The 24,680-nt window shown below is 69.3% G+C and carries 23 protein-coding genes and 1 tRNA gene; 10 read left to right on the top strand and 14 right to left on the bottom strand.

Features of this window, described 5'->3' with window-relative positions:
• Positions 1–35: 35 nt before the first annotated feature.
• Together Q331_RS0108265 and tsaD are read right to left on the bottom strand one after the other, a co-directional pair.
• Positions 36–1,043, bottom strand: a complete 1,008-nt coding sequence (locus Q331_RS0108265; RefSeq protein WP_026380293.1) for an NAD(P)H-dependent glycerol-3-phosphate dehydrogenase — start codon at positions 1,041–1,043, stop codon at positions 36–38.
• A gap of 13 nt (positions 1,044–1,056) precedes the next feature.
• Complete coding sequence (gene tsaD, locus Q331_RS0108260) at positions 1,057–2,139, bottom strand: tRNA (adenosine(37)-N6)-threonylcarbamoyltransferase complex transferase subunit TsaD (protein WP_034491543.1); 1,083 nt, start codon at positions 2,137–2,139, stop codon at positions 1,057–1,059.
• A 62-nt stretch (positions 2,140–2,201) separates the two neighbouring features.
• Here tsaD and hemC point away from each other — a divergent pair, with 62 nt between their 5' ends.
• The 5 genes from hemC to Q331_RS0108235 all read left to right on the top strand — a co-directional run bounded on the left by hemC (position 2,202) and on the right by Q331_RS0108235 (position 8,024).
• Positions 2,202–3,128: a hydroxymethylbilane synthase gene (gene hemC, locus Q331_RS0108255; protein WP_034491541.1), complete on the top strand. Its 927-nt coding sequence runs from the start codon at positions 2,202–2,204 to the stop codon at positions 3,126–3,128.
• Positions 3,129–3,138: 10 nt separating this feature from the next.
• The gene (locus Q331_RS22960; RefSeq protein ID WP_169738479.1) at positions 3,139–3,855 is read left to right on the top strand and encodes a uroporphyrinogen-III synthase; all 717 of its coding nucleotides are present in this window, start codon (positions 3,139–3,141) and stop codon (positions 3,853–3,855) included.
• A 129-nt stretch (positions 3,856–3,984) separates the two neighbouring features.
• On the top strand, positions 3,985–5,727 hold the full coding sequence (locus tag Q331_RS0108245) for a COG4223 family protein (protein ID WP_034491540.1): 1,743 nt from the start codon (positions 3,985–3,987) through the stop codon (positions 5,725–5,727).
• A 9-nt stretch (positions 5,728–5,736) separates the two neighbouring features.
• On the top strand, positions 5,737–7,767 hold the full coding sequence (locus Q331_RS20625; RefSeq protein WP_051630839.1) for a heme biosynthesis protein HemY: 2,031 nt from the start codon (positions 5,737–5,739) through the stop codon (positions 7,765–7,767).
• A 181-nt stretch (positions 7,768–7,948) separates the two neighbouring features.
• Positions 7,949–8,024 (top strand) — tRNA-Thr (locus tag Q331_RS0108235).
• A gap of 523 nt (positions 8,025–8,547) precedes the next feature.
• Here the strand turns inward: Q331_RS0108235 and cnbZ are convergent.
• From cnbZ to Q331_RS0108180, 11 genes are all read right to left on the bottom strand, one after another.
• Positions 8,548–9,303 (bottom strand): 2-amino-5-chloromuconate deaminase CnbZ, encoded by a 756-nt coding sequence (gene cnbZ / locus Q331_RS0108230; RefSeq protein WP_026380289.1) that lies wholly within the window; start codon positions 9,301–9,303, stop codon positions 8,548–8,550.
• 26 nt (positions 9,304–9,329) lie between these two features.
• Positions 9,330–10,142, bottom strand: coding sequence for an aspartate dehydrogenase (locus tag Q331_RS0108225; protein ID WP_034491539.1), 813 nt, complete (start codon positions 10,140–10,142; stop codon positions 9,330–9,332).
• Between the two features lie 4 nt (positions 10,143–10,146).
• On the bottom strand, positions 10,147–11,628 hold the full coding sequence (locus Q331_RS0108220; RefSeq protein ID WP_026380287.1) for an aldehyde dehydrogenase family protein: 1,482 nt from the start codon (positions 11,626–11,628) through the stop codon (positions 10,147–10,149).
• A gap of 36 nt (positions 11,629–11,664) precedes the next feature.
• The gene (locus tag Q331_RS0108215; protein WP_026380286.1) at positions 11,665–12,384 is read right to left on the bottom strand and encodes an ABC transporter ATP-binding protein; all 720 of its coding nucleotides are present in this window, start codon (positions 12,382–12,384) and stop codon (positions 11,665–11,667) included.
• Positions 12,377–13,144, bottom strand: a complete 768-nt coding sequence (locus Q331_RS0108210; RefSeq protein WP_026380285.1) for an ABC transporter ATP-binding protein — start codon at positions 13,142–13,144, stop codon at positions 12,377–12,379. The genes Q331_RS0108215 and Q331_RS0108210 overlap by 8 nt, the downstream gene beginning before the upstream one ends.
• Positions 13,141–14,097: a branched-chain amino acid ABC transporter permease gene (locus tag Q331_RS20620; RefSeq protein ID WP_034491538.1), complete on the bottom strand. Its 957-nt coding sequence runs from the start codon at positions 14,095–14,097 to the stop codon at positions 13,141–13,143. The genes Q331_RS0108210 and Q331_RS20620 overlap by 4 nt, the downstream gene beginning before the upstream one ends.
• A complete protein-coding gene (locus Q331_RS0108200) occupies positions 14,094–14,960 on the bottom strand; it encodes a branched-chain amino acid ABC transporter permease (protein WP_026380284.1) in 867 nt (288 codons plus the stop codon). The genes Q331_RS20620 and Q331_RS0108200 overlap by 4 nt, the downstream gene beginning before the upstream one ends.
• Before the next feature lie 70 nt (positions 14,961–15,030).
• Positions 15,031–16,269: an amino acid ABC transporter substrate-binding protein gene (locus tag Q331_RS0108195; protein ID WP_084174904.1), complete on the bottom strand. Its 1,239-nt coding sequence runs from the start codon at positions 16,267–16,269 to the stop codon at positions 15,031–15,033.
• Between the two features lie 90 nt (positions 16,270–16,359).
• Positions 16,360–17,262 carry a LysR family transcriptional regulator gene (locus Q331_RS0108190; protein ID WP_026380282.1) on the bottom strand — a complete coding sequence of 301 codons (903 nt, stop codon included), beginning with the start codon at positions 17,260–17,262 and terminating at the stop codon, positions 16,360–16,362.
• A 195-nt stretch (positions 17,263–17,457) separates the two neighbouring features.
• Entirely contained in the window at positions 17,458–19,275 is a 1,818-nt protein-coding gene (locus Q331_RS0108185; protein WP_169738478.1) for a CHASE2 domain-containing protein, read from the bottom strand.
• Between the two features lie 26 nt (positions 19,276–19,301).
• Positions 19,302–19,811, bottom strand: a complete 510-nt coding sequence (locus Q331_RS0108180) for a FecR domain-containing protein (RefSeq protein ID WP_051630837.1) — start codon at positions 19,809–19,811, stop codon at positions 19,302–19,304.
• Positions 19,812–20,084: 273 nt separating this feature from the next.
• Between Q331_RS0108180 and Q331_RS0108175 the strand changes: the two genes are divergently transcribed.
• Both Q331_RS0108175 and Q331_RS20615 read left to right on the top strand, forming a co-directional pair.
• Positions 20,085–20,555, top strand: coding sequence for a tellurite resistance TerB family protein (locus Q331_RS0108175; RefSeq protein ID WP_026380279.1), 471 nt, complete (start codon positions 20,085–20,087; stop codon positions 20,553–20,555).
• A gap of 6 nt (positions 20,556–20,561) precedes the next feature.
• Positions 20,562–21,395, top strand: coding sequence for a glutamine amidotransferase (locus tag Q331_RS20615; RefSeq protein WP_156953292.1), 834 nt, complete (start codon positions 20,562–20,564; stop codon positions 21,393–21,395).
• On the opposite strand, the gene Q331_RS0108165 is transcribed toward Q331_RS20615, so the two are convergent.
• Positions 21,332–22,084, bottom strand: coding sequence for a cobalt-precorrin-6A reductase (locus Q331_RS0108165; RefSeq protein ID WP_026380278.1), 753 nt, complete (start codon positions 22,082–22,084; stop codon positions 21,332–21,334). The genes Q331_RS20615 and Q331_RS0108165 overlap by 64 nt on opposite strands.
• Positions 22,085–22,196: 112 nt before the next feature.
• Here Q331_RS0108165 and cobA point away from each other — a divergent pair, with 112 nt between their 5' ends.
• The 3 genes from cobA to Q331_RS0108150 all read left to right on the top strand — a co-directional run.
• Positions 22,197–23,054, top strand: a complete 858-nt coding sequence (gene cobA / locus Q331_RS0108160) for a uroporphyrinogen-III C-methyltransferase (protein WP_026380277.1) — start codon at positions 22,197–22,199, stop codon at positions 23,052–23,054.
• Entirely contained in the window at positions 23,051–24,358 is a 1,308-nt protein-coding gene (locus tag Q331_RS0108155) for a cobyrinate a,c-diamide synthase (RefSeq protein ID WP_026380276.1), read from the top strand. Before cobA ends, Q331_RS0108155 begins: the two co-directional genes overlap by 4 nt.
• 119 nt (positions 24,359–24,477) lie before the next feature.
• A partial coding sequence (locus Q331_RS0108150; protein WP_026380364.1) for a helix-turn-helix domain-containing protein occupies positions 24,478–24,680 on the top strand: 203 nt, incomplete at its 3' end.

Here is a 24,680-nt window from a genome sequence, read left to right as displayed (position 1 = left end):
CGTCTTCCCCTGCCCCGCCCGGGCCGCGGCCTCGTTCAAGCGGTCTCGTGCTTCAGCGGCCGCGACACCAGCGCCGCGATCGCCTCCTCCACCGTCAGCCGGCCGGCCAGCACCGCCGCCACGGCGGCCGTGATCGGCATCTCCACGCCATGCCGCTTTGCCAGCGCCGCGGCGATTTCGGCGGTGAAGGCGCCCTCCGCCAGCGGCTTGTCCGGCGCCGTCAGCTCCGCCACCGAGGCGCCCTCGGCGAGCGCGATGCCGAAGCTGGTGTTGCGCGATTGCCGGCTCATCGCCGTCAGCATCAAATCGCCGAGCCCGGAAAGCCCCATGAAGGTCTCCGCCCGCGCGCCCATTTTCGCCCCGAGCCGGCGCATTTCGGCAAGCCCGCGCGTCACCAGCGCCGCGCGGGCGCTTTCGCCGAGCCGCTTGCCCTCCACGATGCCGGCGGCGATCGCGATGACGTTCTTCAAGGCCCCGCCCAGCTCCGCGCCCACCGGGTCGTCGCTGGCATAACCGCGAAAGCTTGCCGAGGAGAGGCGCGCCGCCACCTCCTCCGCCAGTGCCATCTTCGCGGCGGCCACCGTCACCGCCGTCGGCAGGCCGCGCGCGATCTCGCCCGCATAGCCCGGCCCCGACAGGGCCGCGACGGCGTGGCCCGGCGCGGCGGCGGCGACGATCTCGCTCTGCAGCGCGCCGCTTTCGCGTTCAATGCCCTTGGCGCAGGCGACCAGCACCGCGTCGGCCGCGACATGCGGCCCGATGGTGGTAAGCAGCGAACGCGTCGCCTGCGCCGGCGCGGCCAGAAGCACATAGCCCGCCTCGCCGATACGCGCCGTCTCGCCGGTCACATCGATTTCGGCCGGAAGCTTTGGCCCTGGCAGGAAGAAGCTGTTCTCACGGCTGGCGGCGATCTTGGCGGCGATGTCGGCATCGATGTTCCACAGGATCACCTCGGCCCCGGCCCGGTGGGCGACGAGGGCGAGCGCCGTGCCGAAAGCCCCGGCCCCGGCGACCGCCACCTTTCCGCGCGCGCTCGCCGTCATGTCGAAGCTCCCGTCATACCCGCGCTCCCAGCCGGCCGGAGCCGAGCAGCGGCTCCGCGTCCCTATCGAGCGGCCAGCGCGGGCGCGCCACCACCTCTTCCGTAATCGCGCCCTCGGCGAGCTGCATGAGCCCCGCCCAGGCGATCATCACCGCATTGTCGGTGCAAAGCTCCGGCGGCGGCACCAGGAAGGGCACCCCCGCCCTTTCCGCCGTCTCCTGAAGGGCCCGTCGGATCGCCTTGTTGGCGGCGACCCCGCCCGCGGCGACGAGAGCGGTCCACTCTCCCTCCGCCAGCGCGTGCGCCGTGCGCTCCGCCACGACCTCGGCGACGGCGGCCTGGAAGCCGGCGCACAGATCGGCGACGTCTTGCTCCGAGAGAGGCGCCGCCGCTTCCGCCTTGAGCCGCAGCGCCGTCTTCAGGCCGGAGAAGGAGAAGTCGCAGCCGGGCGTGCCAAGAAGCGGGCGCGGCAGATCGAAGCGGCCGGCATCGCCGCCCGCCGCCGCCTTCTCCACTTCCGGGCCGCCCGGATAGCCAAGCCCAAGGAGCTTGGCGGTCTTGTCGAAGGCCTCGCCGAGCGCGTCGTCGATGGTGGAGCCGAGACGGCGATAGCGGGAAAAGCCGTCGACGCCGATGAGCTGCGTATGCCCGCCGGAGACAAGCAGCAGAAGATAGGGAAAGGCCGCGCCCTCCGCCAGCGCCGGCGTCAGCGCATGGCCTTCCAGATGGTTGACGCCGAGAAGCGGCACGCCGCTCGCCGCGGCGAGCGCCCGCGCCGTCGTCACGCCGACGAGAAGGCAACCGATAAGGCCGGGCCCGGCCGTCACCGCGATACCGTCGAGCTCGGCGAGCGAGACTTCCGCTTGCCTGAGCGACGCGGCGACGACCTCGTCGAGCGCCTCCACATGGGCGCGCGCGGCGATCTCCGGCACCACGCCGCCGAAGGCCTGATGCGCCGCCACCTGGCTCAAAACGACGCTGCTGAGGATCGCGCCGGACCCGTCGGCATGGCGCGAGACCACGGCTGCCGCGGTCTCATCGCAGCTCGTTTCGATGCCGAGCACGGTCAGACTGGCGCACCCCTCGCCCCGCTCCATTGCACTTGTCCCGCTGGCTGGTTAGACCGCACGGCTGTAGCATCGGGCAGGCAGAACGGGCAATGGAACAGCTCAGGATTGGAACACGCGGCAGCGACCTCGCTTTGTGGCAGGCCCACGCCACGCGCGACGCGCTGGTGGCGGCCGGCTTTCAGGAAGCGGCGATTGAGATCGTCGTCATCAAGACCACCGGCGACCGCATCACCGACCGCGCGCTCCTGGAGGCCGGCGGCAAGGGGCTCTTCACCAAGGAGATCGAGGAAGCGCTCCTCGACAAGACCATCGATATCGCCGTGCATTCGGCCAAGGACATGCCCACGCGCCTGCCCGACGGGCTGGCGGTTGCCGGCTATCTGCCCCGCGCCGACATTCGCGACGCGCTGATCTCGCGCCATGGCGGGGGCCTCGATTCGCTGCCGCAGGGGGCGAAGCTCGGCACCGCCTCGCTGCGCCGCGAGGCGCTGATGCGCCGGGCGCGGCCGGACCTTGAGATCGCGCTTCTGCGCGGCAACGTGCCGACCCGCCTCCGCAAGGTTGAGGAGGGCGAGCTTGACGCCACGCTCCTCGCCCATGCGGGGCTGAGGCGCCTCGGCCTGCACGAGCATGCGACCGCGCTGCTCGACCCGTTCGACTTCCCGCCCGCCTGCGGTCAGGGCGCCGTGCTCATCGAATGCCGCGAGGACGATGCCCCGGTTCGCGAGCTCATGGCCAAGATCGATCATCGCGAGACGGGCGCGGCCGTGACCTGCGAGCGCGCTTTCCTCGACACGCTCGACGGCTCCTGTCGCACGCCGATCGCCGGCTGGGCGCAGATCGAAGACGGCGCGCTTTCCTTCCGCGGCCTGCTTCTTTCCCCGGACGGCACGGAAGTGGTGGAAGGCGCCGGCAACGGCGATGCCGCCTCGGCCGAAGAGATCGGCCGCGATATCGGCCGGGATGTGCGCGGGCGAACCTCCAAGGAGCTTCTTGCCCGTCTCGGCATCGGCTGAGCCTGCCCAGATGCGTTTCCTCGTCACCAGGCCCGAGCCGGATGCAAGCCGCACCGCGCGCGCTTTGAGGCTGCGCGACCATGAGGTGATCCTGTCGCCGGCGATCCGCATCGAGACGATCGATGTCTGCCTGCCGCGGGAAGGCCTGCAGGCTGTCATCGTCACCAGCGCCAATGCCGTGCGCGCCCTGGCGGTGCATCACGAGCTGGCCTCGCTGCAGCATCTGCCGCTCTTTTCCGTCGGCGACCGTACCGCTTTGGAGGCGCATCATCTCGGCTTCGCCTCGGTGGAGAGCGCCGATGGCGCCGCTGCCGACCTGACCCGCCTCATCCGCGATCGGCTCGATCCGGCCGGCGGGCCCCTTCTCTATCTCGCTGCCGATCGCCGCGCCGCGCCGCTGGACGAGGAGCTCGCCGAGTTCGGCTTTTCCGTCATCCTGAAGGAGATCTACCGCTCGCTTGCCGTGCACACGCTGACGCAGGCGGCCGAGGCCGCCCTGGCGGATGCCGACCCGCTCGGCATTCTCCTCTATTCGGCCCGCAGCGCCGCCGCCTTCGCCCGCGCCGCCGAAACGGCGCGGCTTCTTCCGCTAAAACAGTCCGCTACGCTGTTTTGCCTGGCCGAGCCGGTAGCCGCCCCCTTGCGAAACCTCGCCGAGGGTCCGATCCTAGTGGCGAATCGCCCCACCGAAGCGTCGCTTTTTGAGCTGATCGAAGGTCGCCAATAATCTTGCGACGCCGAGGAATCTTGCGACGGATGGACCGCCGTTGCGGCAAGGCGTTTCGCCGACGCCCAGCTTGGGGCATAACAGGGCTCTGCCGCTCGCGGCGGCCCGATTTCGGTGCAGGAGGGTTATTTGGCCAAGAATCCTGAGGACAAGGGCGGCACCACCTCACCAGGAAAGCGCAAGCCCGTCACCCTCGACCTGAAGGCGGAAGAGGTCAAGAAGGCGCAGACGGCTGCCGCCGAAAACAAGCCGGACAAGCCCGGCGCCTCGCATATCCCCGAAGAGCCGGCCAAGACGGGCGCTTCGGCCAGCCATGGGCAAGCCAAGCCATCCGGCCCGGCTGCCGAGAAGGCGGGCGCCGACAAGTCCGCCGACAAGCCGCATCAGGAAGACGCCGTGAAGACCGGGGCGGCGAGCCGCGGGCCGGATACGCGGCCCTCCGGCGCCGCCAAGACGGCGGCGGACGAGGCTGGCCCCGCCGACAAGCCGGCAGGGTCGCAAAAGGCGCCCGATAAGGCGGCCTCCGCCGCGCAAAAGCCCGCCGGCAAGGGGCCGGAAGGCGAACGCCCTGCCGCCGCCGCGCGCGATACCGCGCCACCGCCCACGTCCGCGCCGTCCCCCAAGAACGGCGGCGCGGGTTTCGTCTCGCTCCTTGGCGCCGGCATCCTCGGCGCGGGCCTGGCGCTTGGCGGCGCCTGGGCCATCGGCCTCGTCGGGACTTCCGGCGGCGGGGGCGGCCCGGACGCTGCGGCCCGCCTTGCCGCGCTGGAGGAACGCATCGGCGCGCAGACGGCGACGCTCAACGCCACACAGAGCGATCTGCGTGAGCGCCTCGATGCGCTGGCGGGCCAGGTCGCCGACGGCGTGCCCGCCGATCTGCGCCAGCAGATCGAAGGTCTTGAAGCCTATGTCGACGCCCTTTCCTCAAATGCCGCAGCCGGCAGCGGCGCTGCCCCGGCAGCGCTCGACGAGGTATGGTCGCGTCTCAGCAAGCTGGAGGCGACCGTCGCCGCCGGCACGGAGCCCGGCAGCGATGTCGACGAGCGTCTTCAGGCCCTTTCCGGCGAGATCGCGGCCTTGAGGGATCGGCCGGGCACCCTTGCCCCCGGCAGCGAGGGCGACCTGACGGCGCTGTCGACGCGGCTTGAGGATCTGGCCGGCCGCATCTCGGCCGTGGAGGGCGCCGAGCCCGTCGACCTTTCCCCGCTCCAGGACACGATCGCCGCCAACGCGGCGAGCCTGACGCAGCTTGAGAGTGCCCTTGCCGGCGCCGCCACCGCCGCCGAGGTGGAGACCCTGCGCACGGCGATCGGCGAGATCACCGAGCGCATGCGCGAGGTGCAGGCGGCGAGCGATCGCGCTTCCGCCCTCGCCCCGGCCGTCGCCGCGCAAGCCCTCAACACGGCGCTGGAATCGGGTCGCCCCTATCGCTCCGAGCTCGATACGGCGGCGGCGTTCGGCGTTCAGATACCCCCTCCCTTGGAGGCTTTCGCCGAGGAGGGGCTTCCCTCCCGCCAGGCGCTTCTCGCCGATTTCCGTGATCTTTCCGGCCGGCTGACGGAGGTGGCGCGCAAGCCCGCCCCCGATGCCAGCCTTGTCGACCGGCTGACCGCGAGCGCCCGCAATCTGGTGGAGATCCGCCCGGCCGAGCCGCGCGAGGGCGACGACATCATCGCCATCACCTCGCGCATCGCCGCGGCTTTGCGCGCCGGCGCCTTCGCCGAGGCGCTCTCCGAATGGCAGGGCCTGCCGGAGGCGGCGCGCCTGGCCTCGGCCGAATGGGCCAGCAGGCTGGAAGCGCGCGCGGCCGGCGAGGAGCTGGCGGCGCGCCTGCGCGATGAATCGCTGACCCGCCTCAACGCCGCCGGCTGAGGACGCAAGATGATCCGTTTCCTGCTTCTGATCGCCGCCCTCTTCGCCATCGTCTTCGGCTTCGCCTGGCTGAAGGGCGCGCCGGGCGAGGTAACGTTGGTGCTGGACGGCACCGCCTATACGTTGGGCCTCGCCCGCGCCGTGCTGGCCGCCGTCCTCCTTCTGGCGGCTGCGCTTCTTCTCATCGGCCTTGCGCTCTTCGTCCTGCGCATGCCCTTGCGCGCCCGCCAGGCCTTCCGCCAGCGGCGCGACAAGCGCCAGCGCGAGGCCGTCACCACCGGTTTGTTGGCCATTGCCGCCGGCGATATCGCCACCGCCGAGCGGGCAACCCACGAGCTTGCCCGGCGCGGCGACGACCCTTTGACGCTGCTCCTGAAGGCCCAGACGGCGCAGCTGAAGGGCGACCACGGCGCCGCCCGCGCCGCCTTCCAGGCGATGTTGGAGCACGAGCCGACGCGCATCGTCGGTCTGCGTGGCCTCTTTATCGAGGCGGCGCGCGACGGCGATCACGATGCGGCGCGCGCCTTTGCGGAGCGGGCGCGCGACCTTTCCGCCTCCACGCCTTGGGCCTCCAAGGCGCTGCTGCGCTATCAGGCCGCCGAGGGCGAATGGGGCGGGGCGCTGAAGACCTTGTCGCGCTACACCGAATCCAAGGCGATCGACCGCAAGAGCGCCCGCCGGCTGCGCGCCGTCATTCTTACCGCCGAGGCGCTGTCGCGCGAGGATTCAGAGCCCGACAAGGCCAAGGAAGCGGCCATCGAGGCGCATGGGCTGGAGCCTAGTCTGGTCCCGGCCGCGGTGGTCGCCGGGCGGCTTCTGTCGCGCCTTGGCGACATCCGCCGCGCCACCAGGATCCTGGAGACGACCTGGAAGGCCAATCCGCACCCCGATATCGCCGAGGCCTATGCCCATGTACGGCCCGGCGATTCCGCGCGCGACCGTTTCCAGCGCATCGAGACCTTGATGAAGCTGCGCCCGAACGAGGACGCGGCCCGCCTGGTCATGGCGAGGGCGGCCATCAATGCCCGCGACTGGGCGCTCGCCCGCGAGGCGCTGACCCCGCTGGTGAGGACGCATCCGACGCAGAACGCGCTGCTGCTGATGGCCGAGATCGAGGAGGGCGAGCACGGCGATCGCGGCCGCATGCGCGAATGGCTGTCGCGCGCCGTGCACGCGCCGCGCGACCCGGCCTGGACGGCCGACGGCGTCGTCCTGGAGGAATGGGCGCCGATCTCGCCGGTCACCGGCCGTCTCGACGCGGTGGAATGGCGCGTTCCCGTGGAGGAGCCGCAAAGCCGCAAGATGATCGATATCGACGAGGAGAGCTTCAAGCCGCTGGAGCTGTCCACCGTCAAGGACGGGCGCCCCACCGAAACCGCGCCACCGACCCCGGGCGCACCAGCGGCCGAGAAAGCGGGGAGGGGGCAGACGGCTTCTGCCGCATCCTCAACGCCGCCGCAGGCGGCTGCCGCACCCGCAGCGGCGACCCCGGACACTGCCGTGGCGCCAGCCTCCGCTCCGCCGAACCCCAAGCCGCAAACGGGCGCGACGGGCGCGACGGGCGCGACGGGCGCGACGGGCGCGACGGGCGAGGTGTCCCTTTCCAAGCCTGACGAGGCAAGGTCCGGCGCGCCCGCTTCCGCCACACCCGCTTCCGCCACACCCGCTTCGGCCACACCCGCTTCGGCCACACCCGCTTCGGCCACACCCGCTTCCGCCACACCCGCTTCCGTTGCGCCCGCAAAGCCCTCGCCGGCGACCAAGCCGCCGGAGGCAACGCCTTCCGGAGCCGCCTTTGCCGAGACCGCCGGGCGCGACGCTTCCAGGCCCGAAAGCGCCAAGCCCGCCCGCGCGGGCCAAAAGGAGGAAGCGGCGGAAAGCGACGAGCTTGCCGCCCGCAAGGCCTTCGCCGGCGCGCACGAGACCGGGCACGCGCCGAAGCTCAACGGCGCCAAGAACGGCCATCTGCACCCGCCCGACGATCCGGGTCCGGAGGCGGGCAAGGACGAGGCGAAGAAGAGCCGTTTCCGGCTCTTCTGACCGGCGCCGCCGCCTTGGCCATCTCCTGCCCGCATCGAGGCCGGCGGCGCGATTGCCGCGCTTGCCGGGAAGGGCCGATTTCGCTAAGAGGTGCGCTCCGCCCCGCGCTGAGCCTTCAAGCCGGCCCGGCCGGGTGGCAGAAGCTGCGGGCGATCGCTAGGATGGGCCTTGCATCTGGGAAGCCGCATTAGCTCAGTTGGTAGAGCAACGCATTCGTAATGCGTGGGTCGCTGGTTCGAGTCCGGCATGCGGCACCACCCAACTCTCCGATACCTCGGTTTATCAGGCCCGTAAGCGGGCTCGCCTGGTCTTCCGCCCGCCGGAACGTTCGGCAGGCTCCATGTCACCGCGTCCGCGTGTTTCCCCACGATCCTCGCGGTAGCGCCCATCGATGCCTGAGAGCCTCCAGACGGCCGGCGCCGCACCCCGCGCCAAGCGCTCAAACCCCATTGATGGCTGACATCCCGGGCGGCGGCGGGTGCCCTTTCCGACCGTGCCGATGGCCGCCAATTAACGGCCGGAAATCAGCGGCTGGGTGCCTCTTCCCTTCCCATGACACGCTCTAAGTTGGCGTTGAACCTTCTCGCCCGCTTCCCCACCAGGCCTTGCCTCACCGGCCCTCGGTGGCGTAGCGGGCGCGGTGATATCCCGCGCGAGCGGTTCCGCGGTCGAGCCGGCCATCGCCGTTCCAAAGACAGTTGAGCCGCCAGTGGCGCCCGCCGCCCCACAGGGCGGCCGGGCAATCATTGCGATGTCAGCCGCGCCGGGCCTCGGCGGCCCTCAGACCGGTTGCACCCGCTCCTTCAGCACCCGGCGACAATCCATCTCGTATTCCAGCCCGACCACCGGCGGGCGGTGATAGTGCCAGGTGAGGCCGTGCCGGGCGGCGCCGCGGGCGACGATCTCCTCGGCGAGGAAGCCGTGGACATTGTGCACCGTATAGAGCTGCGCCCCGGTCGTATCCGCCCAGGAAACGCCGAAGGCCGCCATCCGCCGCTCCATCTCGCCGAGCACCCAGCGCGCCTTCTCGCGCATCGCCTCCGGACCGGTCTCGCCGCACCGCACGATCTGGTCGTGATAATTGCCCTTGCCTTCAGGCGCCTCGCCCGAGCCGGCGATGACGAAGCTTCGCTCCGCCGCCGCGCTCTCCACCGTATAGGAGAAGGCGTGAAAGCCCGGTACGCCCGGCGGGTCGATCTCCGGGCACACATTGGCGCGCGCCACCGGGTTGGCGCCGTCCTTGAAGATGCCCCAGGACTTGAGCGTACCCACATAGGCCTCGTTGAAGGCGGTAAAGCCCTCTTCGGAAAACTGGCCGGGCGAGCGCAACTCGCAGGCGCAGAAGGCCGTCCGCGGCCGCCCCGCCGCATCCAGCGTCTCGGCGATGCGCCGGAAGCCCTCTTCCAGCGGCACCACCTCCGAAAAGCGCACGCGCACAATGGCGTGGCCCGGCAGCGCGGCAACGCCGGCTGAATATTGGAAGACGCCCGGGATATAGGCATAGCCGCCGGCGGCCATTTCGGCAGTCGAAGTCATCGTCTCTCTCCTTGGATACTGGCCCGTCAGCTACCGACCGCGAAAGGGGCGCGGAGCCGGCGCAGACAGGCGATGAGGCTGTAAGCGGTGAGGCTGCTGGTCTTGGGGTTCGCCGGGTCGGGCAGATTCTCCACCTCCACGGTGAAGGCGCCCGCGCGCGACGTGACGAAGAGGGTATGGCGGTTGCGGCTCGCCCCCGGATCGGCCCAGACCTCGATCTGCGTCTGCTCCGGCCCGAGCCCGGCGAAGGCGACGGAGGCGGCGACGTTGACGTTGACGGGAAAGGCGGCGACGGCCTCACGCACCGAGCCGGCGTAAAGACGCTTCGGCGCGGCAAGATCTCGAAGATCGATGGTCTCGCCGCCGACCTCGACCCGCTGCGCCAGGGAGCGAAGCGGCTTGCGGGTGACGAGGCGCACGCTCAAGAGCCCCGCCTCCGCGGCGGCGGAAAGCCCGTCCAGACCGGCAAGCGCCCCGGAAGGCACCACGATGCGCCCGCCATGCGCCGCGGCCATCTTCACCAGCGCCTCGTTGGCCAGCAGCGCTCCCGCGCTCGCCGCGATCAATGTGCGCCCGGCGGCGAGCGTCGGGCCGGCAAGCTCGGCGAAAAGCTCCGGCGGCAGGCATTCCACCACGATATCGGCGAGGCCCGCCAGCTCGCCGAGAGCCAGGATCGGCACCTCCTCGCGAAAGGAGGCGATGAGCCGGCGCGCCGCCGCCTCCTCGCCGGCTGCCACGGCGACGAGCTTCAGCCCCGGCAGACCGGCGTCAAGCGCGGCCGCGACCTTGGAGCCGATGGCACCGAGCCCGGCGACGGCCACCTTGGCGGGACCCGTCACACCCTCACCCGTAATTGACGACAAGGAACTTGATGTCGCTCATGCTCTCCATGGCGTAGCGGGTGCCTTCGCGGCCGAAGCCGGAATCCCCCCAGCCGCCGAAGGGCATGTTGTCGATCCGGTAGATCGGCACGTCGTTGATCATCAGCCCGCCGACGTCCCAATCCTCCAGCGAGCGGAAGGCGGCGCGCAGATCGTTGGTGAAAAAGCCGCCCTGCAGCCCGTAGCGGGAATTGGCGGCGCGGCGCACGCCCTCCTCCACCGTCTCCACCTTCGTCAGGGTGATGACCGGCCCGAAGATCTCCTCGCACTCCACCTTCATGTCGGGGCGGGTATCGGTGATGACCGTCGGATGGATGAGCGCGCCCTCGCGCTTGCCGCCGGTAAGCAGCTTCGCCCCGCCGGCAACGGCCTCTTCGATCCAGCTTTCGATGCGCTTGGCCGCCCCCTCGTCGATGACCGGGCCGACATCGACGCCCTCCTGCAGTGGATCGCCGGTACGGCAGGCCGCAACCTTCTCCACCAACAGCGCCTTGAAGCGCTCGTAGATCCCGGCATGGGCATAGATGCGCTGCACGCCGATGCAGTATTGGCCGCCATAGACGACGCCGCCGCGCACGCAGCGGGCGGCCGCGAATTCCAGGTCGGCATCCGGCGCCACCACCACGGCGCCATTGCCGCCGAGCTCCAGCGCCACCTTCTTCTTGCCGGCGATGTCCTTGATGTGCCAGCCGACCTTCGCGCTGCCGGTGAAGGTGACCATCTTCAGCCGCTCGTCGCGCACCATCTTCTCCGCCAGCGGAACGTCGCAATGCACGACGGTAAGCGCCCCTTCCGGCAGGCCGGCCTCGGCGAAGGCCTCCGCCATCAGCCGGCTGGTCAGCGGCGTCTGCGGCGCCGGCTTCAGGACGACGGAATTGCCGACCGCGATCGCCGGTGCCACTTTGTGCAGGACGAGGTTGAGCGGGAAGTTGAACGGGGTGATGGCGAGCACCGGCCCGATCGGGAAGCGCCGGGCGACGCCGAAACGCCGGCCGAGATTGGCGAGCATGTCGATATCGGTCTTGCCGAGGTCGAGCGCCCGTCCGTCCGGCGTCGCCGTCTGATACTCAAACACCCCGCCATCGACGTCGAGCGGCACTTCGTGGCCGCAAAAGGCCCGCGCCTCGCGCGCCGCGTTTCTGAGGTTGAACAGCGAGCGCGACATCTCCCCGCGCGCATCGTAGAGCGGCTTGCCGGCCTCCGCCGCGATCAGCCGCTCAAATTCGGCGCGCCGGGCCTCGATGATATCGGCCGTCCGGTCGAGAATATCGGCGCGCACGAAGCGTGGCAGCCGCTTCATCACCTTGAAGGCGGCGAGCGCGCCGGCGAGCGCCGCTTCCACCTCCTGGGCGCCAGCCACCTCCATCTCGCCGACGACGGCACCGTCATAGGGCGCCAGGATCTTCTCCAGCCGCTGCGGGCGGGCGCTTTCAATCGCGCTCATTCGGATCACCTTTCATCTCTTTACGTGTCCGTCGTCTCAGGCGCCGATATAGGCTTCGCGCACCTCGGGAGCCTCGGCGAGAACGGCCGAGGGTCCGCTCATCAGCACCCGGCCCCGGTCGAGCACATAGCCGCGTGAAGCGATCTCCAGCGCCGTCAGCACGTCTTGCTCGATAAGCAGCACCGTGGTGCCGGCCCGGTTGATTTCCAGGAGCGATTCGGAGAGGAGCTCGACCGCCCGCGGCGCGAGGCCGAGCGACAATTCGTCGATCATCAAGAGCTTCGGCCGGCTCATGATACCCCGGCCGATAGCGCACATCTGCTGTTCGCCGCCCGACAGGGTGCCGGCATCCTGGCGCGCGCGCTCCGCAAGCCGCGGGAACATCTGCATCACCCGGTCGAGATCCTCGCCCACGGAAGGATCGCTCGGTTTGCGCAGATAGGCGCCCATCAGAAGGTTGTCGCGCACGCTCATCGTGCGAAAGAGGCGCCGCCCCTCCGGCACCTGCGCGATGCCGGCGCCCAGGATGGCGCCCGGACCGCTGCCGGCGAGCTCTTCGCCGGCGAAGCGGACCGAGCCCGCGCTCGGCTTCACCAGGCCGGAAATCGTCTTCAGCAGCGTCGTCTTGCCGGCGCCGTTGGAGCCGACGAGACAGACGATGTCGCCTTCGGCCACCTCCAGATCGACGCCCCAAAGGACCTGGATGTCGCCATAGCCGGCCTCCAGCCCGGCAACGCTCAGAAGCGGCTTAGCCATCGGCACCCTCCTTCGCCTCGCCGGCCTGCTTCCTGGCGTAGCGATTGCCCAGATAGGCCTCGATGACATGCGGGTCGGAGGTCACCTCGGCCGGCGTGCCCTCGGCGATCTTGGCACCGTGGTGGAGGACGACGATGCGGCTGCAAAGGTTCATCACCACCTTCATCAAATGCTCGATGATGACGATGGTGACGCCCTTTGCCGAAATGCGTCGGATGAGATCGAGCGCCAGGTCGATCTCGGCCGGGTTGAGGCCGGCATTCACCTCGTCGAGGAGGAGCACCTTCGGGTCCATCGCGAGGCTCTTGGCGAGCTCCAGCCGCTTGCGCCCGGCCAGCGTCAATTCCGAGGCGCGCATCTGCGCCTGCTCATCAAGGCCGCAGAAGCGCAGCGCCTCCAGCGCCTTCTCCTGCGCGGCCTCCACGCCGAGATTGCCGGCGGCGAAGGTCGCCGGCGACATGACGTTCTCCAGCACCGTCATTTCCGGGAAGGGCTGCACGACCTGGTAGGTGCGCGCCACGCCGAGCCGGGCGATCTGATAGGATTTGAGCCCGTCGATGCGCTTGCCATCGAAGGTGATCGTGCCGGTGGAGGGCTTGTAGACGCCGCTCACCATGTTGACGAGCGTCGTCTTGCCGGCGCCGTTCGGGCCGATGAGGCCGACCACCTCGCCGGGCGCGATGTCGAGGCTGACGGCATCGAGCGCCGTCAGGCCGCCGAAGCGCTGGGTGACGTTGTCGAGGCTCAGGATCGCCGTCATCGTCCAGCCTCCGCGCTGGCCAGCGGCCGGCTCGGCGCGGCCGGCTTGCGCCGCCGCTTGAACAGGCCGAGCACGCCGCCGGGCAGGAAGAAGATCAGGATGACGATGAGGATGCCGAGCGCCGCCGCGTGGATTTCCAGGAGGTTGCGCCAGACGAGCTCTTCCATGACGAGGAAGAGGACGGCGCCGATCACCGGTCCGAGGACCGTGCCCGCGCCGCCGAGAAGCGCCATGACGATCGGTTTCACCGAGGTCAGCGTCGCGAAGACGTCCGGCGGCTCGATATAGAACACCCAGGAGGCGTAAAGCGCCCCCGCGCCGCCGACGAAGACGGCCGAGAGGATGAAGGCGATCACCTTGTAGAGGGTGGTGTTGATGCCGACCATGCCGGAGGCGTCTTCGTTCTGGCGGATGCATCTGAGCCCGAAGCCGAGCCGATGGTTGGCGACGATCCAGTTCATCGCCAGGGTCAGGCTCGCCAGCGCCAGCATCGCCCAGAAGAACAGGCGCGCCTGCGCGTCGACGGAGATGCGCAGGATCGGCAGGTTGAGCCCCATGCCGCCACCGGTGAGGCTGGTCCAGGAGGTGGTGATCTCCAACAGAACCTCGGCGACGACGAGGCTGGCGATGGCGAAGTAATGGCCTTTCAGATGCAGGATGGCGAGGCCGAGCAGGCCGGCAAACAGCGCCGCGGCGAGACAGGCCGCCACCCAGGCGAGCGGCATATAGACCCCCGCGCCCTGCAGGATGGCCCCGGTATAGGCTCCCAGGCCGAAGAAGGCGGCGGTGGCGAAGGAAGGATAGCCGGCAAAGCCGCCGATGACGTTCCAGGAGAGCGCCATCACCGCATACATGGCCCCCATCGTGCCGAGGCGCAGCAGGTAATTGTCGCCAAGGAGAGGCAGCGCTGCGACAAGGGCGATGACGAGAACGACGGGCAGGACGCGGGTCATTCGTAGCCCCTCCGCCCCATAATGCCGGTCGGCCTGAAGATGAGCAGCAGGATGAGCAGCGTGAAGGCGATGGTGAGCCCGTGCTCCGGCCCGATGAACAGCGCCCCGAAGCTTTCGATGACGCCAAGGGCGAGCCCGCCCACCATGGCGCCGGCGACCGAGCCGAGCCCGCCGAGCACACAGACCACGAAGGCGATGCCGAGGAACTCGGTGGAATTGAGCGGCGAGATCGGGAAGACGATGGCAAGCAGGCTGCCGGCCGCACCCGCCATGAGCGCACCGACGCCGAAGGTGACGGCGTAGATGCGCTTGACGTTGACGCCCATCAGCGCCGCCGCCTCTGCATCCATGCGCACGGCCACGATGGCGCGGCCGATCCGCGATTTCGCCAGCATGACGTAGAGCAGCACGGTGAGCCCGAGCGCCAGCGCCGTCGCCACCACCCGCTCCAGCGGGAAGACGAGGCCACCGATGATGGTGCTGCCGAGAGGATTGGCAAGCTGGACGGTGCGGTAATCGGCGGAGAAGGCGAGGAGGATGCCGTTGTTGAGCAGGAGCTCCAGCCCGAAGGTCAGAACCAGCGTCGTCAGCACCGGCGCCCCCATCACCCGGTTGATTAGCCCCGCCTGCACCAAAAAGCCCAGGACGAAGAGGATGCCGCCGGAGACGATGATGGACAGGAAGGGATGGATGCCGAGATGAACGTAGCAGAAATAGGCGATATAGGAGCCGAGCACGACGAAGGTGCCGTGCAGGATATTGATGACGTTGAGGACGCCCCAAACCAGGGAGAAGCCGACCGCGATACAGGCGTAGAGGCCGCCCAGCACGAGGCCGTTGATCAGAATCTGCGCGTAAAGCATGTCTCGCTCGTCGTGCCGGAGGGTCTCCCGCGGCGGCTTCCGCGGGAGCTTTGCGGGCTGCGGTGAGGGCCTAGTTGATGTCGCCGTAGCGCATATCGGCCTGCTTCACGTCTTCGGGAAAGACGACCTTGGCGGTGCCGTCCTGGATCTGGAAGACGGGCGGCTCAAGCGAGTTGATCTGGCCGGTCTCGCTGAAGCGGACGGGGCCGTAGAAGGTGACGATGTCGAGGCCGGCCAGCGCGTCGCGCACCGCCTGCGGCTCGATCGTGCCCGCTTTCTCGATGGCGACCTGCAGGATGGCGCCGGCGGCCGAGGCTGAGGCTTCGGCATAATCGGGCGTGGAGCCGTACTCGGCCTCAAAGGCCGCGACGTAATCGGTGGTGGCGCCGAAAATGTCCTCGCCCTCATAGGAGACGGCCGGATGCCACCAGGCGGCGCTGGAGACGTTCTCCGCCAGCGGGCCGGAAGCTTCGATGAACTCCTTGTAGGCCGGTCCGGCGATCATCGTCAGCACTTTCGGAGTGATGCCCAGATCGGCCATCTGCTTGCGGATGAGGATGAGGTCGTTGATGTAGCCGGTGGCGAAGACCCAATCGGGCTGCGACTGACGCATCAGCGTGAAGGCGGAGCCGTGGTCCATCGTGCCGATGGCGTATTCGTCGAAGGAGATGACCTCCAGCCCTTGCGCCTTGGCGGAGGCTTCCATTTCCTGGGCGATGGCGAGCGGAAACAGGTCGTTGCGCGCATAGATCGCGACCGTCTTAATCTCCTCGCCGGAATTGGCGACGATATCTGCAAGCGGCGTCGTCAGGGTGGAATTCGGCGTGAAGGTGCCGAAGAGATATTGGTAGCCCTGATCGTAAACCGAGGGCGAGGAGGCGGTGGGCGCCACGGTCGGGATCTGGTAGCGCTCCGAGACGCTGCTCGCCGCCTTCGCGGCGCCTGAGCCGAAGGGCGAGAAGAGGAAGCTTACGCCATCCTCGGTGATGAGGCGCTCTGCCGACTGGACGGCGCGCGGGGTTTGCGACTCGTAGTCGACATAGACGATTTCGACATTGTAGGTCTTGTTGCCGACGGTGATCCCGCCCGCCTCGTTGACCGTCTTGGCCCACAGATCGTAGCCGCGCTGCTGCTTCAGACCTTCCGGGGAAAGCGCCCCCGTCAGCGGCAGCGGCGCGCCGACCTTCATCGTTTCCTGCGCCGCGGCTGACTGCGTCAGGCCGGCCGCGCCGGCGAGCAAGGCCAGAGCGGTCAGTCTTCCGGCAGCGCCGCCCCATAGCGGCCTTGTGGTGGTGTTTTGTTTTTTCATCGTAACCCCTCCCTGTTGGTGCGTATCGGGAGAGTGTGGCGCAATCGGGCTGCGCGAAGGAAGCGCAAAGAGCGGCACAGAGCGTTGCGTTCAGCGCAACACCAGCATCTGATCGCTCGCCTCCACCAGAGCTTCCAGCACACTGCGCGCCGCCCAGGTCAGATCGAACTCGCCATGCTTGCAGAACTGTGTCGTGGCGGAGGCGAGCTCCGTTTCGATGAGGCGTATGCCGATCAGCGAGCCGGCGGCGGCCTCGCGCTGAAAGGCAAATTCCGGCAGGAAGGCGACACCCATGCCGAAGAGAGCGAACTGGCGCACCATCTCGATGGAGTTGGTTTCCAGACGAAGCTGCAACTCGATCGCAGCCCTTTCCGTCGCCAGATCGACGATATGGCGGATGCCGAAGCTCGGATCTGGCAGGCCGACCGGATAGGCGACGAGATCGGCGATGCTGAGCGATTCCTCCCGCGCCAGCGGATGCTCTGGCGTCACCACCGCGAGCACGGGCTGCGCCATATGCCCGACGATTTCCACATCCGCCCGCGGCTTCGGCTGGAAGGCGATGCCGAGGTCGCAGCGGTCGTCGGCCACGGCCCGCATCACGTCGTCGGCCCCGGCGATCACCACCTCGTAGGTGAGGGCGGGATGGCGCCGGGAGAAATCGGCGATCGCGCGCGGCAGGAAGCCGCCGAGCATGCCTTCCACCGTGTAGAGCGAGACATGGCCGCGCTCCAGCCGCTTCAATTCGTCGACCCTCGCGCGCAGCCGGGCAAGCTCGCGATGCCGGCTATGGACGAACTCCGCCACGATCTCGCCCGCCGCCGTCAGCTTCACGCCCTGGGCGTGACGGGCGAGCAGCGGCACGCCGAGATCGTGCTCCAGCTTGATGATCTGCCGGCTGATGGAGGAGGCGGAGATGTTGAGCCGCTCCGCCGCCTGGCGGATGGAGCCCTGGCGGGCGACTTCGGCGAAATAGGCGTAGGAGGTATCCATCTCGGTCGGGAAAAAGTGGCGGTGCCGGCGTACATTAGCGGAATTCGCACCGCATCTGTGAAGCCGCGTTGGGCCGGTTGGCAGAGCAACGCCTGCCTTCAGCACTGAGCGCTGGCCCAAATCCGGCACGCGGCCCGGATGCCTGTCGCGGGTCTTGCCCGCCCACGCCGCCATCGGTGCCGGCGTCTCATACCGTCATCGGCGCTCCCAACGATAAAGGCCGACCCGCGCCTTCCGGCTTCGTCCGCGAATATCGACATCGCGCATTTCGTCCGGCTGCCGGGCTTCGGCTCCTTGCGGCCCCATCGCGGCGAGAAGCTCCGCCGAGACCGCCACTTGGGCCCCGGCCTCCTTGGCGACTTCCATCAGCCGGCTCGCCAGGTTGACGCTGTCGCCCGCCGCGGTGATGTGCTCATGCGTCTGCGAGCCGAGGCGCGAGAGAACGACGGGCCCGAAATGCGCGCCGACGCGCACATCGACGGCCCCGCCCGCACCCTCGGTCTGTCCGATCCAGCCGCGCACGCCGGTCACCAACGCCAAGGCCGCCGCCTGAGCCCGGCTCGCATCGTCGGCGCGCTCGCCCAGAACCCCGAACACGATCATCGCCCCGTCGCCCATGAAGCCGAGCACCATGCCCTCATGGGCGACCACTTCGTTCTCGATCAGCGCATGGAACTCTTTCAGGAAGTCGCCCGTCTTGGCCGGGCCGATGAATTCGCTGAGGCGCGAGAAGCCGGAAAGGTCGAGAAACAGAATGGCAACGCTGCGCTCCACCGGATGGCGCAGGAAGGAGGGGTTTTGCGCAATCTCCGCCGCCAGGGCGGGCGGCTGCAGGCGGGCGAGCGCATCCTGCGCCCGCGCCAACGCTCCGGCCTGCCGGCGCTCGTGTATCTGCCTTGCCAGCGTCACCAATGTGGCGGAGGGGATGACGGCCGCAATCGGCAGGGCCGCGCTCAGCCACCATCCCTCGGCGAAAAAGAACGCCAGCGCGCCGAGCCAGGCTCCGGTGATGAGAAGGACCAGCGGGATGCCGAGGCTCGGCGGCATGATCGCCAGGGCAACGGCGCTCGCAGCCGCCAGCCCCGCTGAGATGACAAGGTCGATCCGCCGTATCGCTGCGTCGCGGATGAGCGCATCGCCCGCCAGAAGGTTGCCGATACCGGTGGCGAGAACCTCAACGCCCGGCGTGACCGGATCGAAGGGCGTGCTGAAGGTGTCGCCGACGGCCGTCGCCGTCACGCCGAGCACGGCGAGCCGGCCGGCCAACCGCGCCTTGAAGCCATCCTCGGCCAGGATATCGGCGGCGCTCAGCGTCTCCACAGACCCGGCCGGTCCGTAGAAACGCAGCGGCAGGTGCTCGCCGAGATCGAGACGCACGCTTTGGCCGCCGAGCGTCAGCGCCGCCTTGCCGATCACCGGCTCGGCGCCCAGGAAGAGCGCCGCCGCGCGCAGCGAGAAGGCCGGCGCCGGGCCTTGCGAGGTGACGAACACCATCGGCAAGTGCCGCGGCGTGCCGCCCGCATCCGCCGAGACGTTGACGAGGCCGACCGAAGCGGCCGCGCGCAGCGAAGGCAGTGGCCAGAGCTCCTGCGTGCTCTGGGGAGGTCCGTTTGCCTGCATGTGCGGCCGGGAAAAGCGCGCCGCTGCGGCAAGCACCGTCGGCACCTCCGAGACCGCTTCCACGAGGCGCCTATCCGCCTCCTCTTCGCTCGGTTCGAGAAACAGAAGATCGATAGCGACGACCTTCGCTCCCACGGCCGACAATCTGCGGACGATTTCCGCGATGCGGGCGCGGCTGAGCGGATATCCGCCTTCGCTGGCCACGGTGCGGTCGTCGATGGCCACGATGACGACCTGCGAAGGCGCCGGCCGCGGCCCGGCCAGGACGAGCCTCAGATCGGCGAGCGGCGCTTCCAGACGGTCGAGCAGGCTGCGCGTTCCGGCAAGATGCGGCGAGCCGACCAGAAACGTCCACGCTACCGACAGGAGGGCCGCAAGGCCGGCCGCCCACAACGGCAGGCGCGTCCGCGCCCTCGCCGTCAACGCCCGAAACGGGCGAGGAGCTCGTCGACCCTGCCTTGACCCCATTCGCGCACGGTCAAGGCTTCGCCCGGCACCACGTCGACGCCCTCACCGGCTTCAAGCTGCACCCCCTCGGCGCCGTCGCGACGGCTGACCCCGACAAGGCCTTCAACGACGAAGACCGCCGTGGAGCCCGCGCTCACCTCCACGGCATAGACCGTACCGCGCACCGAGGCGATGGCATGGGGGGTGAGTATCTGAAAGGCGCCGCGCCCGCTGCCGGCCTCAATGAGGACGGCATTGCCCTCAACCTCCACGACCGCCGGCTGCGGCCCGCCTGCGCCGGCAACCGCGCGAAGCTCCGTGGCGGCCTCCGCCTCGATCACCAGACCGCCCTCGCAGCGATAGACGGTGCGTGGTGGTTCGTCCGCCGCCGCCGCGCTGCAGCCGGCCAGTTCCTGGCCTCCGGCATGGCCAGCCATCGCCGCCAGCAAGAGGGCGGCAAGGAAGGATAGCCGTTTCGCCATCACGTCGTCCTTCCCTTCGTTTCAGCAAACTCCGCCCCGGCGACACGCCGGAGCGCCGTCTCATCATGGACCACAAGGCGCCTACGCCCAAGCGAAAGCCGGCCGGCCGCTTCCCGTGCCCGCGACCAGTCGTTCCGACGGGTGGCCGCTCCGGAAGCCGGCGATCACCCTTTTGACGCAGTTCCGGCCGCATCTTCGCCGGGACCTTACCGGAGCGTCATTGGCAAGCGGGCCCAACCTGCCCTAGCTTTTGGGCACAAACGGATCGGAATCATGCTGCAAAGATTGCGTCAGCTTCTCAACTCGGTCGGCTCCGACGACGACACGCCGACCTTCACCGATGACGACAAGCGCCTCGCCTTCGCCGCGCTGATGGTGCATTGCGTGGCCGTCGACGGCGTTGCCGGCGCGGGCGAGCTCGCCAAGGTTCGCGCCATCCTGAAAGCGGAATACGGGCTTTCCGGCGCCGCGCTCGAAGAGCTGATCGAGGAAGCGAAGCGGGTCGATGCGGAGGCGATAGACCTTTACCGCTTCACCTCCGTCCTGAAACGCCAGATGAGCATCGAGGAACGCATCCGCGCGGTGGAACGGCTGTGGGAAATCGTCTATGTCGATGGCGAAGTCCATGAGTTCGAAGACAATCTCGTCTGGCGGGTCGCCGAGCTTCTCGGCGTGGACCGCAATGTCCGCATTGCCCTCAAACACGCCGTCGCCGAGCGCCGCATCGCAGAGGAACCCGGCTAAGATCGGATGAGCGACCTTGCCCATCCCCTACGCCTCGTGAACGCGGCTCCCGCCGGTCCATCCGCGCCGGGACGCCGCCCCGTCCTCGTCATCCTGCATCAGGAGACCTCCAGCCCCGGCAAGCTCGGCCAGATGCTTCAGGCGAAAGGCTATCCGCTCGACATCCGCCGCCCGCGCTTCGGCGACACGCTGCCTGAGACGATGGCCGGCCATGCCGGCGCCGTCATCTTCGGCGGCCCGATGAGCGCCAACGACACGGACGATTTCGTCAAGCGCGAGATCGACTGGATCGGCGTCGCCCTGAAGGAGAAAGCGCCCTTCCTCGGCATCTGCCTCGGCGCCCAGATGCTGGTGAAGCAGCTCGGCGGCGAGGTGAAGAGCCATGGCGAGGGCTGCGCCGAAATAGGCTTCTACCCGTTGTCACCGACACCCGAGGGCAGGGCGTTGATGGACTGGCCGAGCCATGTCTATCAATGGCACCGCGAGGGCTTCGATCTGCCGCGGGGCGCAACGCTCCTCGCCCGCGGCGAGCTTTTTGAGAACCAGGCTTTTTCCTTCGGCCCGGCGGCCTTCGCCGTGCAGTTCCATTCCGAGCTGACCTACGCCATGGCCTGCCGCTGGACCGTGCGCGGCGCCGCCCGCTTCGCCCTGCCGGGAGCGCAGCCGCGCTCTGAGCACATGGCCAAATGGTTCTGCTACGATCCGCCGGTGCGCCGCTGGCTGAGCGTCTTTCTCGACCGCTGGCTGGCGAGCGACGGCCGCAGGCAGGCGAAGCCTCAGCCCTGCCCGGCCGGCGGGAAAAGCGTCGCCTCCAGCCAGGCGAGAATCGCCTCCAGCTGAGCCGCCTGCGGGCCGGGCGGCGGCTCCGGCCGCTTCACCAGCACCACCTTGAGGCCGAGCCTTCGCGCCGCCTCGATCTTGGCGCTCGCCCGCCCGCCGGAATCCTTCGACACGATCCAGCCGATGCCGTGCTTCGTGAGCAGCGCCGCCTCTTCCTCCGCCTCGCTCGGCGGCAGGCCGAGAACAAGCTCGCCCGCCGGCAGCTTCTCGCCCGGCACCGGCGGCTCCAGCATGCGCACAAGGCACCACAGATCCGCCCGTTCGGCGAAGGGCCGGATTTCCCGTCGCCCCGCCGCCAGGAAAACGCGGGCGCCCTGCGGGATCGCGGCGGCCGCTTCCGCCATGTCGGAGACTTCCAGAAATGCGTCTCCCGGACGCCGCTCGAAAGCCGGGCGCATCAGCTTGATGCGCGGCACGCCGGCCGCCTCCGCCGCTTCCGCGGCATGGCGGGCGATCTGCGCGGCGAAGGGATGCGTGGCATCGACGAGCGCGTCGTAGCCCTCCTCGCGCAGCATCTGGGCAAGGCCGTCCGGCCCGCCGAAGCCGCCGCGGCGCACATGCCCGGCGACATTCGGCAGCCGCGTCAGCCCGGCGAGCGAGGTCACCGTGTCAAGGCGCTTGTCCCCGGCGAGCCTTGCCGCCAGCTCGCCCGCTTCCGCCGTTCCCCCGAGGATCATCACCTTGGGCATGAAGCCGCTCCCCCGATCTTCAACGCGCTCTATAGACCGCCCTTCGGCACCCGCCAAACGCGGCTTGCCAAGACGGCTTGTCTTGGCGCCCGGCGCTTGCCAGAAGAGGCAGATGGACGATGCGCGTCGAAACCTCCTTGCCGGTCTGCCGGTCTTTGAGCCGGGCTCCGTCTGGCTGGTCGGGGCCGGGCCGGGCGATCCCGGCCTGATGACGCTGCTTGCGGCGAGCGCCCTCGCCCAGGCCGACCATGTCGTCTACGACGCCCTCGTCGATCCGGATGTGCTGACCTACGCCCGTTCCGGCGCGGTCATCGAATATGCCGGCAAGCGCGGCGGCAAGCCCTCGCCCAAGCAGCGCGACATCTCGCTGCGGCTGGTCGAGCTCGCCCGCGCCGGCAAGCGCGTCTGCCGGCTGAAGGGCGGCGATCCCCTTCTCTTCGGCCGCGGCGGCGAGGAGGCCCTGACGCTGGTCGCCCACAACATCGCCTTCCGCATCGTGCCGGGCGTCACCGCCGGCGTCGGCGGCCTCGCCTATGCCGGCATCCCGTCGACGCACCGCGACATCAACCACGCCGTCACCTTCCTGACCGGCCACGACCAGACCGGCCTGACGCCCTCCTCCATCGACTGGGCTTCCCTGGCGAAATCCTCTCCGGTCATCGTCATGTACATGGCGATCAAGCATCTTGAGACGATCGCCGATGCGCTCCTTTGCGCCGGGCGCGGCGCCGAGGAGCCGGTGGCTATCGTCTGCGACGCCACCACCTCGCGCCAGCGCGTCCTGGAGACGAGCCTTGGCCGCGCCGCCGCCGATTGCGCCGCCGCCGGCCTGACGCCGCCCGCCCTCGTCGTCCTCGGCGAGGTGGTGAGGCTGCGCGCCGGCCTCGACTGGCTCGGCGCGCTCTGCGGCCGCGCGCTTGACCCCGATCCCCTTCGCCGCGAAGCGGACGGCACCGGCAGGACGGCTTGAGCACGCCTGCACGCGCCATCCTCATCGCCGCCGCCTCCAGCCATTCCGGCAAGACGCTGCTGACGGCCGGGCTGATCGCGGCGCTCAAGCGGCGCGGGCTTGCCGTGCGCGCCGCCAAGGCCGGCCCCGACTACATCGATCCGCGCTTTCTGGAGGCGGCGAGCGCCGCGCCGGCCGTCAATCTCGATGCCTTCGCCATGGGCCCCGAGCGGCTGGCAACGCTCGCCGCGCGCCAGGCAGAGGGCGCCGACCTTCTCGTGGTGGAAGGGGTGATGGGCCTTTACGACGGCGGTGCCGAAGGCCTCGGCGCCACCGCCGCGCTCGCGCGTGCCCTTGGCCTGCCGGTGCTCCTGGTCGTCGCAGCCGACGGCATGTCGCAATCGGTGGCGGCGGTGGCGGAAGGTTTTTCGCGTCTCGCCGAGGGCTTTCCGCTCATCGGCGCCCTCGTCAACCGCGTCGGCTCGGAGCGCCATGCCGGCCTTATCCGCGAAGGCTTTGAGCGCACGCAGGTGCCGCTTCTCGGCCTTATCCCGCGCCAGAAGGACCTTGCCCTGCCCTCGCGCCATCTCGGCCTCGTCCAGGCGGAGGAACAGCGCGGGCTGTTGGAGGCGATTTCGCGCGCCGGCGAATTGATGGAGCGCCACACCGCGCTCGACGCCATCTTCAAAGCCGCCGCGCCGGTTGCCGGGCCTGCAAGCCCCGCCCCCGGCCTGCCCCCGCCGGCCCAGAGGATCGCGGTTGCAAACGATATCGCCTTCCGTTTCGCCTATCCGCATCTTCTTGAGGGCTGGCGCGCGGACGGGACGGAGATTTCCTTCTTCTCCCCGCTCGCCGGCGAGGGCCCGCCGCAGGGCGTCGGCGCCGTCTTTCTGCCCGGCGGCTATCCGGAGCTCTATGCCGACCGCCTCGCCGCCGCCACCTCTTTCCGGCAGGGGCTGCGCCGCGCGGCGGAGCGCGGCACCCTCGTCTATGGCGAATGCGGGGGCTTCATGGCGCTCGGCGAGGCGCTGATCGATGCGCAGGGGGTTTCGCACGAAATGGCCGGGCTCCTGCCGCTCGTCACCTCGTTCCAGCATCCGAAGCTGCATCTGGGCTATCGCCGTCTTGCCCCGCTCGTCGACCTGCCCTTCGCCGGCCCGCTCGCCGCCCACGAATTCCACTACGCCTCCATCGTCGTGGAAGGCGCCGCCGAGCGGCTCTTTGGCGTGCGGGACGCTTCCGGCGCCGATCTCGGCGAGGCGGGCCTGCGCCGCGGCTCCGTCGTGGGCTCCTTCCTGCATGTCATCGACCCGCTCGGCGGATAGGGCCGACGCGCAGGCAAAGCTCAGCTAGAGCATCTTCGATGAACTTAGAGTCGGTTTGAGGCTTCACGCGGTCTGGCTTGTCTGATTCGATGCTGCTGGTGATTTGCCAGGAGGTGAAGATGTCGAGGAGCCTGAGCGGCGACCTTCGCGGCCGTGTGATCGCGGCGATTGAGGATGGAGTTTCGACGCGCGAGGCGGCGCGGCGCTTTTGCATCGGGATCTCGACGGCCGGGGCCTGGTATCGCCGCTATCGCGAGACCGGCGAGACGGAGGCTCGCAAGCAGGGCCAGCCGTCACGCTCCAAGCTCGATGCGCACGAGGC

This window comes from Afifella pfennigii DSM 17143 (assembly GCF_000688515.1).
GTDB lineage: Bacteria > Pseudomonadota > Alphaproteobacteria > Rhizobiales > Afifellaceae > Afifella > Afifella pfennigii.
This window is presented reverse-complemented; position numbering and strand designations above follow the sequence as displayed.

Bases quoted from the DNA above. Each gene is read 5' to 3' on its own strand.
- hemC (WP_034491541.1), top strand. From the start codon at position 2,202: ATGGAACAGCTCAGGATTGGAACACGCGGCAGCGACCTCGCTTTGTGG.
- Q331_RS22960 (WP_169738479.1), top strand. From the start codon at position 3,139: ATGCGTTTCCTCGTCACCAGGCCCGAGCCGGATGCAAGCCGCACCGCG.
- Q331_RS0108210 (WP_026380285.1), bottom strand. From the start codon at position 13,144: ATGACGGCGATCCTGAGCCTCGACAACGTCACCCAGCGCTTCGGCGGC.
- tsaD (WP_034491543.1), bottom strand. From the start codon at position 2,139: ATGGAGCGGGGCGAGGGGTGCGCCAGTCTGACCGTGCTCGGCATCGAA.
- Q331_RS20625 (WP_051630839.1), top strand. From the start codon at position 5,737: ATGATCCGTTTCCTGCTTCTGATCGCCGCCCTCTTCGCCATCGTCTTC.
- cnbZ (WP_026380289.1), bottom strand. From the start codon at position 9,303: ATGACTTCGACTGCCGAAATGGCCGCCGGCGGCTATGCCTATATCCCG.
- Q331_RS0108190 (WP_026380282.1), bottom strand. From the start codon at position 17,262: ATGGATACCTCCTACGCCTATTTCGCCGAAGTCGCCCGCCAGGGCTCC.
- Q331_RS20615 (WP_156953292.1), top strand. From the start codon at position 20,562: ATGAGCGACCTTGCCCATCCCCTACGCCTCGTGAACGCGGCTCCCGCC.
- Q331_RS0108265 (WP_026380293.1), bottom strand. From the start codon at position 1,043: ATGACGGCGAGCGCGCGCGGAAAGGTGGCGGTCGCCGGGGCCGGGGCT.
- Q331_RS0108220 (WP_026380287.1), bottom strand. From the start codon at position 11,628: ATGAGCGCGATTGAAAGCGCCCGCCCGCAGCGGCTGGAGAAGATCCTG.
- Q331_RS0108180 (WP_051630837.1), bottom strand. From the start codon at position 19,811: ATGGCGAAACGGCTATCCTTCCTTGCCGCCCTCTTGCTGGCGGCGATG.
- Q331_RS0108200 (WP_026380284.1), bottom strand. From the start codon at position 14,960: ATGCTTTACGCGCAGATTCTGATCAACGGCCTCGTGCTGGGCGGCCTC.
- Q331_RS0108175 (WP_026380279.1), top strand. From the start codon at position 20,085: ATGCTGCAAAGATTGCGTCAGCTTCTCAACTCGGTCGGCTCCGACGAC.
- Q331_RS0108195 (WP_084174904.1), bottom strand. From the start codon at position 16,269: ATGAAAAAACAAAACACCACCACAAGGCCGCTATGGGGCGGCGCTGCC.
- Q331_RS20620 (WP_034491538.1), bottom strand. From the start codon at position 14,097: ATGACCCGCGTCCTGCCCGTCGTTCTCGTCATCGCCCTTGTCGCAGCG.
- Q331_RS0108215 (WP_026380286.1), bottom strand. From the start codon at position 12,384: ATGGCTAAGCCGCTTCTGAGCGTTGCCGGGCTGGAGGCCGGCTATGGC.
- cobA (WP_026380277.1), top strand. From the start codon at position 22,197: ATGGACGATGCGCGTCGAAACCTCCTTGCCGGTCTGCCGGTCTTTGAG.
- Q331_RS0108165 (WP_026380278.1), bottom strand. From the start codon at position 22,084: ATGCCCAAGGTGATGATCCTCGGGGGAACGGCGGAAGCGGGCGAGCTG.